Source organism: Pseudomonas plecoglossicida NBRC 103162 = DSM 15088 (assembly GCF_000730665.1).
Taxonomy (GTDB): Bacteria; Pseudomonadota; Gammaproteobacteria; order Pseudomonadales; family Pseudomonadaceae; genus Aquipseudomonas; species Aquipseudomonas plecoglossicida.
This window is the reverse complement of sequence record NZ_BBIV01000074.1, coordinates 1-8,606: the sequence shown is the minus strand read 5'-3', so window position 1 is coordinate 8,606 and position 8,606 is coordinate 1. Positions and strand designations below refer to the sequence as shown.

At 67.6% G+C, this 8,606-nt stretch carries 6 protein-coding genes; all 6 read left to right on the top strand.

Going from position 1 to position 8,606, the window contains the following annotated elements; genetic code table 11:
• Positions 1 to 200: 200 nt before the first annotated feature.
• Genes PPL01S_RS23850 through PPL01S_RS23825 form a run of 6 tightly spaced genes read left to right on the top strand, consistent with a single transcriptional unit; the run spans position 201 to position 8,545 of the window.
• Positions 201 to 992 (top strand): enoyl-CoA hydratase/isomerase family protein, encoded by a 792-nt coding sequence (locus PPL01S_RS23850; protein WP_028625619.1) that lies wholly within the window; start codon positions 201 to 203, stop codon positions 990 to 992.
• 34 nt (positions 993 to 1,026) lie between these two features.
• Positions 1,027 to 2,187, top strand: a complete 1,161-nt coding sequence (locus tag PPL01S_RS23845; protein WP_008090440.1) for an acyl-CoA dehydrogenase family protein — start codon at positions 1,027 to 1,029, stop codon at positions 2,185 to 2,187.
• A 13-nt stretch (positions 2,188 to 2,200) separates the two neighbouring features.
• Entirely contained in the window at positions 2,201 to 4,300 is a 2,100-nt protein-coding gene (locus tag PPL01S_RS23840; protein ID WP_028625618.1) for an acetate--CoA ligase family protein, read from the top strand.
• 10 nt (positions 4,301 to 4,310) lie between these two features.
• Positions 4,311 to 5,918, top strand: a complete 1,608-nt coding sequence (locus PPL01S_RS23835) for a 5-guanidino-2-oxopentanoate decarboxylase (RefSeq protein ID WP_028625617.1) — start codon at positions 4,311 to 4,313, stop codon at positions 5,916 to 5,918.
• Positions 5,919 to 5,946: 28 nt separating this feature from the next.
• Positions 5,947 to 7,137 carry a pyridoxal phosphate-dependent aminotransferase gene (locus PPL01S_RS23830; protein ID WP_016391088.1) on the top strand — a complete coding sequence of 397 codons (1,191 nt, stop codon included), beginning with the start codon at positions 5,947 to 5,949 and terminating at the stop codon, positions 7,135 to 7,137.
• The gene (locus tag PPL01S_RS23825; RefSeq protein ID WP_016391089.1) at positions 7,130 to 8,545 is read left to right on the top strand and encodes an aldehyde dehydrogenase family protein; all 1,416 of its coding nucleotides are present in this window, start codon (positions 7,130 to 7,132) and stop codon (positions 8,543 to 8,545) included. Before PPL01S_RS23830 ends, PPL01S_RS23825 begins: the two co-directional genes overlap by 8 nt.
• Positions 8,546 to 8,606 lie beyond the last annotated feature (61 nt).

The following is an 8,606-nucleotide window of genomic DNA, read 5'->3' as shown; positions in this document are numbered from 1 at the left end:
CGCTCGATCTCACAGGCGCTGAAAATGTGTCGCCATGCAGCTGATGGCCCAAACGCGATCCGGCTCCGTTCCCTGATTTCACACCACTTGTTCGAAGTTGTAACACCGCTCCCTCCCCCAATTGCCTCCTTGTTGAACACTCGTTTAGCATGAGCCTCAAGTCGCCCCCTCACACCCATCACAATAATTCGAGGCCCGTCATGACCGCTCAGTCGTCCCTACTCACGCAAGTCGAAGCCGGCGTCGCCTGGATCACCCTGAACCGCCCCGAACAGCGCAACGCGCTGGACATCCCGACCCTGAAAAAACTGCACGCCACCCTCGAGGCCTACAACACCGACCCGGCCGTGCGTGTGGTGGTGCTGACCGGCATTGGCCGCAGCTTCTGCGCTGGCGCCGACCTCGCCGAATGGGCCGAGGCCGAAGCCCGTGGCGCCCTGGAAACCTACGGCTGGACCGAAACCGCCCACGCCCTGATGCAGTGCCTGCACAACCTGGACAAGCCCACCCTCGCCGCCATCAACGGCACCGCCGTCGGCGCCGGTATGGACCTGTCGCTGTGCTGCGACCTGCGCCTGGCCGCCCAGTCGGCGCGCTTCAAGGCCGGCTACACCAGCATGGCCTACTCGCCGGACGCCGGCGCCAGCTGGCACCTGCCACGGCTGATCGGCAGCGAACAAGCCAAGCGCCTGCTGTTCCTCGACGAGCTGTGGGGCGCCGAGCGCGCCTTGGCTGCCGGCCTGGTCGGTGAAGTGGTCGCCGACGACCAACTGCCTACCGCCACCGCCGAACTGGCGGCGCGCCTGGCCCAGGGCCCGACCTTCGCCTATGCCCAGACCAAACGCCTGATCAGAGACGGCGCCTCGCGCACGCTGGCCGAACAGCTCTCGGCAGAACTCGCGGCCGGCCTGCTCTGCGGTCGCAGCGAGGACGGCAACGAAGCCCTGCGCGCCGCCACGGAAAAACGCGCACCCCGTTTCAGCGGCAAATAAGCACACTCATTCCCCGGTTACCCAGGAACAGGCCATGAATTTCCAACTGACCCAAGAACAAGAAATGTTGGTGGATGCCGTACGCAGCTTCGTCGCCAAGGAGTTGCTGCCCCATGAAGAAGCTGTGGACCGCGCTGATGAAGTCTCTCCCGAGCTCGCCGCGCAGATCCGCGGCAAGGCCATCGCGGCCGGCTTCTACGCGTTCAACATGCCCGAGGAAGTCGGTGGCGGCGGCCTCGACTACCTGTCCCAGGCGCTGATCGAACGCGAGCTGTCGAAAGTCTCCTGGGCCCTGCACGTGTTCGTCGCGCGGCCTTCGAAAATCCTCATGGCCTGCACCGGCCAGCAGGTCGAGGACTACCTGCTGCCGTGCATCCGCGGCGAGAAGACCGACTGCTTCGCCCTCACCGAACCGGGCGCCGGCTCCGACGCCAACTCGATCAAGACCCGCGCCGTGCGCGAAGGCGACGACTTCGTCATCAACGGCAGCAAGCACTTCATCAGCCACGCCGGGCACGCCGACTTCGCCATCGTCTTCGCCGTTACCGACACCTACGAGCACAACGGCAAGAAGCGCAACGCCGTCACCGCCTTCCTGGTCGATCGCGGCACCCCGGGCATGACCATCCGCCGCGGCCCGAAATGCGTGAGCAACCGTGGCTACCACACCTACGAGCTGTTCTTTGACGACTGCAAGGTGCCGGCCGCCAAGGTACTCGGTGAAGTCGGCAAGGGCTGGGATGTGGCCAACGCCTGGCTCACGGCTGGCCGGGTGATGGTCGCCGCCAACTGCGTCGGCCAGGCCCAGCGCGCGCTGGATGTGTCGCTGCAATGGGCGGCCGACCGCAAGCAGTTCGGCCAGCCGATCGGCACCTATCAGGGCGTGTCGTTCAAGCTTGCCGACATGGCCACGCAGATCCGCGCCGCCGAGCTGCTGACCCTGCACACCGCCTGGAAGATGGACCAGGGCAGCATGACCGACGGCGAGGCCGGCATGGCCAAGCTGTTCGCCAGCGAAGTGCTCGGCAAGGTCGCCGACGAGGCCGTGCAGATCTACGGCGGTATGGGCCTGATGGACGAAGGCCCGGTCGAGCGCATCTGGCGCAACGCGCGGATCGAGCGGATCTGGGAAGGTACCTCGGAGATCCAGCGGCACATCATCTCGCGCGAACTGCTGCGCCCGCTGCTGCGCTGATCGGAGAAACGCCATGTCGCAAGCCATTCGTGACAACCTCAAACGCCTGCTGGCGCCCCGGCACCTGGCCTTCATCGGCGGGCGTAGCATGGCCCGCGCGCTCAAGCGCTGCGCCGACGGCGGCTACCCCGGCCAGATGTGGCTGGTGAACCCGCAGCAGGACAGCATCGACGGCGTACCCTGCGTGCGCAGCGTGGCCGAGCTGCCCTGCGCGCCGGACGCGGTGTTCATCGCCACCAACCGTGAACTGACCCTGACCTGTGTCGCCGAACTCGCCGCCAAAGGGGCGGGCGGGGCGATCTGCTATGCCTCGGGCTTCGCCGAATGTGGCGCCGAGGGCCAGGCCCTGCAACAGCAGCTGATCAAAGCCGCCGCTGACATGGCGCTGCTCGGGCCCAACTGCTACGGCCTGCTCGACTACCTGCACAGCGCCGCCCTGTGGCCTGTGGCCCACGGCGGCAAGGCGGTGGACAAGGGCGTGGCAGTGCTGACCCAGAGCGGCAATTTCGCCTACAACCTGTCGATGAGCGACCGTTCGCTGCCGGTGGCCTACATGGCCTCGGTCGGCAACCAGGCGCAGTTGGGCATCGCCGAGTTGATGGACGTGCTGCTCGACGAGCCCCGCGTAACGGCCATCGGCCTGCACCTGGAAGGCCTGAAGAACGTGCCGGGCTTCGCTCGCGCGGCCCACAAGGCGCTGGAGAAGGGCATCCCGATCATCGCGTTGAAGACCGGTGTATCGCAAATCGGCGCGGAGCTTGCGCTCAGTCATACCAGCTCGCTGTCCGGCTCCGACGCCCTCTACGACAGCCTGTTCGAGCGCCTGGGCGTGATCCGCGTCAGCGGCCCGGTCAGCTTCGTCGAAACCCTCAAGGCCGCCGCCTGCGGCAACCTGCCCAAGGGTGACAGCCTGATCGCGCTGGCCTGCTCGGGCGGCGATGCGGGGCTGATCGCCGACTACTCGGAATGCAATCAGCTGCGTCTGCCTGCCCTCGACGCTGGCCAGGTCGAGGAACTGGCCCAGGTGTTGCCGGCCTACGCCAACCTGGTCAACCCGCTGGACTTCACCACGGCGATCTGGGGCGACGGACCGGCCAAGCAACGCATGCTCGACAGTGCCCTGCGCAGCGACGCCGACGCCGCGATGCTGGTGTTGGACTACCCCGCCGAATTCACCGGCGAGCGCAAGGAATGCGACCTGCTGCTGGAGCTGTACGGCGCGGCGCTCAAACGCCACGGCAAGACCGGCTTCGTCACCTCGGCCTTCCCCGAGCTGCTGCCGGCCAGCGCCCGCGAGCGCTTGCACGCTGCCGGTGTACCGGCGCTGCAAGGGGTGGAGGATGGCCTGGCAGCATGGGGCCGGGTGGCCCGCTACGCGCAGAATCGTCAGGCCTTGTTGGCGCTGGGCGAGTCGGCGCTGGTACCGCTGTGCCCGCAGGCGCTTGCCGGTGACAGTCAGCTGCTCAACGAGTGGCAATCGAAACAGGCCCTGCGGGGCTTCGGTCTGCCCATCCCGAATGGCGTGTTGAGCAGCCCGCAGAACGCGCTGGACGATGCCCGCAAAGTTGGCTTCCCGCTGGTGCTCAAGGCCGTCAGCGCGCAGTTGCCGCACAAGACCGAGGCCGGTGCCGTGGCGCTGAACCTTGGCGACGAGGCGGCGCTCGGGCGTGCACTGGAGCAGATGCGCACACGCATTGCCGCCTACGCGCCAGAGGTTCCCTTCGATCAGGTCCTGCTTGAACCCATGGCCGGTGCGCCACTGGCCGAGCTGATCGTCGGCATCAAGCGCGAGCCGGACTTCGGCCTGGCGCTGGTGATCGGCGCGGGCGGCATCCTCGTCGAGCTGCTCAAGGACAGCAAAAGCCTGCTGCTGCCGACCACCGACGGTGCCATTCGCAATGCGCTGCTCGGCCTGCGCAGCGCGGCGCTGCTGCAGGGCTTCCGTGGCAAGCCGGCAGCGGACCTGGACGCGCTGGTCGCGGCCATCCGTGCCGTGGCCGACTACGCCTGCGAGAACGCCAGCCAGCTTTTGGAGCTGGATGTGAACCCATTGATGGTCGGTGCCACCGGCACCACCGCGGTCGATGCCTTGATCCGCCTCGGCCAGGTGTAAGGACATGAACATGACGAACCAAACACTGACCGGTGGCCAGGCGCTGGTGCGCCTGCTGGCCAACTACGGGGTCGATACCGTCTTCGGTATTCCCGGTGTACATACCCTGGAGCTGTATCGCGGCCTGCCCGGCAGCGGCATCCGCCACGTCCTGACGCGCCACGAGCAGGGCGCCGGCTTCATGGCCGACGGCTATGCCCGGGTCAGCGGCAAGCCGGGGGTGTGCTTCATCATCACCGGCCCCGGCGTGACCAACGCGGCCACCGCCATCGGCCAGGCCTATGCCGACTCGATCCCGATGCTGGTGATCTCCAGCGTCAACCACACCGCGAGCCTGGGCAAAGGCTGGGGCTGCCTGCACGAGACCCAGGACCAGCGCGCCATGACGGCGCCGATCACCGCCTTCTCGACCGTGGCCCTGAAGGCCGAAGACCTGCCCGAGCTGATCGCCCGCGCCTACGCCGTGTTCGACAGCGAGCGCCCGCGCCCGGTGCATATCTCGGTGCCGCTGGACGTGCTGGCGGCGCCGGTGGCGCGGGACTGGAGCAATGAAGTGGTGCGCCGCCCCGCTCGCGGCCCGGCCAATGCCGAGAGCCTGGAGCAGGCCGCCGGCAAGTTGGCGGCAGCCAAGCGCCCGATGATCATCGCCGGCGGTGGTGCGCTGCAGGCGGGTGCCGAGCTGCAGCTGTTGAGCAAACGCCTGGCCGCGCCGTTCTTCACCAGCGTCGCCGGCAAAGGGCTGGCGCCGCTGGACTCGCCACTCAATGCCGGCTCCACCCTGTGTGTGGAAGCGGGCTGGGAGCTGATCGCCGAGGCCGATGTGGTGCTGGCGGTCGGCACCGAGATGGCCGACACCGACTTCTGGCGCGAGCGCCTGCCACTGAACGGCGAGCTGCTGCGGGTGGATATCGACCCACGCAAGTTCAACGACTTCTACCCCTGCGCGGTGGCATTGCACGGCGATGCCCGGCAGACCGTGGCGGCGCTGCTCGAACAGCTGCCGGACAGCGTCCGTGATGCCACCCAGGCCAGTGCAGCGGTGGCCTGTCTGCGCAGCGCCGTGCAGGCGAGCCATGGCCCCTTGCAGTCGATCCACCAGTCCATCCTGGCCCGGATCGCCGCAGAGCTGCCGGACAACGCTTTCATCAGCACCGACATGACCCAGCTGGCCTACACCGGCAACTACGTCTTCAACAGCCGGGCGCCGCGCAGCTGGCTGCACCCGACCGGCTACGGCACCCTCGGCTACGGCCTGCCGGCGGGGATCGGCGGGATGTTCGGCAGTGCCGATCGCCCGGGGCTGGTGCTGGTCGGTGACGGTGGCTTCCTCTATACGGCGCAGGAGCTGGCCACTGCGGTCGAGGAACTGGACCGCCCGCTGGTGGTGCTGCTGTGGAACAACGACGCACTCGGCCAGATCCGCGACGACATGCTCAACCTGGACATCGAGCCCATCGGCGTACTGCCGCGCAACCCGGACTTCGCCGGCCTTGCCCGCGCGTTCGGCTGCACGGTGGCCGAGCCGCAGAGCCTCGACGAACTGCAACGGGACATGCGCGGCGGCTTCGGCCGCAACGGCGTGACCCTGATCGAGCTCAAGCACGCCTGCGCGCGCTGAGCCCATCCCGCACAACAGGATACTTGCCATGCGTTTTTCCTCATTGACCCAACGTATCGCCGGTGACGGCGCCGCCGCGTGGGAGATCCACTACCGCGCCCTGGCCATGCTCGAACAGGGGCGCGACGTGCTGCTGCTGTCGGTCGGCGACCCGGATTTCGACACCCCCGCGCCGATCGTGCAGGCCGCCGTGGATAGCCTGCATGCGGGCAACACCCACTACGCCGATGTGCGTGGCAAGCGCAGCCTGCGCGAGGCCATCGCCCGCCGCCACCAGCAACGTAGCGGCCACGCGGTGACGGCCGACCAGGTGACGGTGCTGGCCGGGGCGCAGTGCGCGCTGTTCTGCGTGGCGCAGTGCGTGCTGGAACCGGGCGATGAAGTGATCGTCGCCGAGCCGATGTATGTCACCTACGAAGCGGTGTTCGGCGCCTGCGGTGCCAAGGTGGTGCCGGTGCCGGTGCGTTCGGAACATGGGTTTCGCGTGCAGCCCGAAGACGTCGCCGCGCGGATTACCCCGCGCACCCGCGCCCTGGCGCTGAACAGCCCGCACAACCCCTCCGGCGCCAGCCTGCCGCGCAGCACCTGGGAGGCCCTGGCCGAACTGTGCATCGCCCATGACCTGTGGCTGATCAGCGACGAGGTGTACAGCGAGCTGCTGTTCGACGGCGAGCACATCAGCCCCGCGAGTCTGCCGGGCATGGCCGAGCGCACGGCGACGCTGAACAGCCTGTCCAAGTCCCATGCCATGACCGGCTGGCGGGTTGGTTGGGTGGTGGGTTCGTCGGCGCTGGCCGGGCACCTGGAAAATCTGGCGCTGTGCATGCTCTATGGCTCGCCCGACTTCATCCAGGATGCGGCGGTGGCCGCGCTGGAGCTGCAATTGCCGGAGCTGGCCACCATGCGCGAAGCCTACCGCCAGCGTCGCGACCTGGTATGCGAAAGCCTTGCCGACTGCCCAGGTGTGCGGGCGCTCAAGCCCGATGGCGGGATGTTCGTGATGGTCGACATCCGCGAGACCGGGCTCAGCGCCCAGGACTTCTCCAACCGCCTGCTCGACCTGCACGGTGTGTCGGTGCTGGCGGGCGAAGCCTTCGGCCCGAGCGCTGCCGGGCATATTCGCCTGGGGCTGGTGGTCGGCGAGGCGCCGCTGCGCGAAGCGTGCCGACGCATCGCCCTGTGTGCCCGCGAGCTGATGGAGGCGCAGCGCAATGCGTGAATACAGCCGATTGTTCATCGATGGACGCTGGCAGCAGCCGGTGGGGCAGGGCATGGCCGAGGTGATCGACCCGGCCAGCGAGGCGGTCGCCGGCAAGGTGCCGCTGGGTAACGAAGCGGATGTGGAACGGGCAGTCGATGCGGCGCGCAGGGCGTTCACGGACTGGTCGCGGACCTCATCCGCCGTGCGTGCCGGGTTCATTCGTGACCTGGCCGAACAGCTCAAGGCGCGTGCCGACGAGATGGCTGCGGTGATTACTACCGAGCTGGGCATGCCGGTGCAGTGGTGTCGGTCAGTTCAGGTCGAGGGCCCGATCGTCGGCCTCGAACAGTACGTCGAGCTGGCCGGGCTGATGGACGAAGTGCGCGAGGTCGGCAACTCGCTGGTGTATCGCGAGGCGGTGGGCGTGTGTGCCTTCATCAACCCCTGGAACTACCCGCTGCACCAATTGATCGGCAAGCTGGCGCCGGCCTTGGCCGCCGGTTGCACGGTGGTGGTCAAGCCGAGCCAGGAAACCCCGCTGCATGCCTTCTTGCTCGCCGAGATGATCGAGGCCATCGGGCTGCCGGCCGGGGTGTTCAACCTGGTCAGTGGGCCGGGGGCGAAAGTGGGTGAGGCGCTGGCGCGGCATCCGCAGGTGGACATGGTTTCGTTCACCGGCTCGACCGGTGCCGGTGTGCGGGTTTCCCAGGCGGCGGCGCCGTCGGTGAAGCGCGTGTGCCTGGAACTGGGGGGCAAGTCGCCGTTGCTGATCACGGCGGATGCGGACCTTGAGGCGGCGGTGCGCTATGGCGTGCAGGACGTGATGATCAACTCCGGGCAGACCTGCACGGCGCTGACCCGCATGTTGTTGCCGGCGTCGCGTTATGCCGAGGCAGTGGAGATTGCTGTGGACGAGGCGCGTGGGTTGGTGATGGGTGACCCGCAGGACCCGCGCAGTTTCCTCGGGCCGATGTGTTCGGCGGGGCAGCGGCGTACGGTGCAGGAATACATTCGGGTCGGCCTGGAGGAGGGCGCGCGGCTGTTGTGTGGCGGGGAGACGGCGCCGGGGTTCGAACGCGGGTTCTATGTGCCGCCGACGATTTTTGCTGATGTGAACAACCGGATGCGTATTGCCCAGGAGGAGATCTTTGGGCCGGTGTTGTGCCTGATTCCTTATGGCGATGAGGCCGAGGGGATTGCGCTGGCCAACGATTCGCCGTTCGGGCTGTCCAGTGCGGTGTGGGCCGGGAGCCGGGACAAGGCGGTGCAGTTGGGGCGACAGCTGCGGGCGGGGCAGTGCTTCGTCAATGGCGGGGCGTTCAACTACCAGGCGCCGTTTGGGGGGTATAAGCAGTCGGGGAATGGGCGGGAGTGGGGGGAGGAGGGGTTGGGTGAGTTTGTCGAGATCAAAGCTATTCAGCTCTAGTGTCGCGGTGGCGCATTGGGTGCTTGGCGTCGGGGATTTTGCGCCTATGAGATCGAGCGCC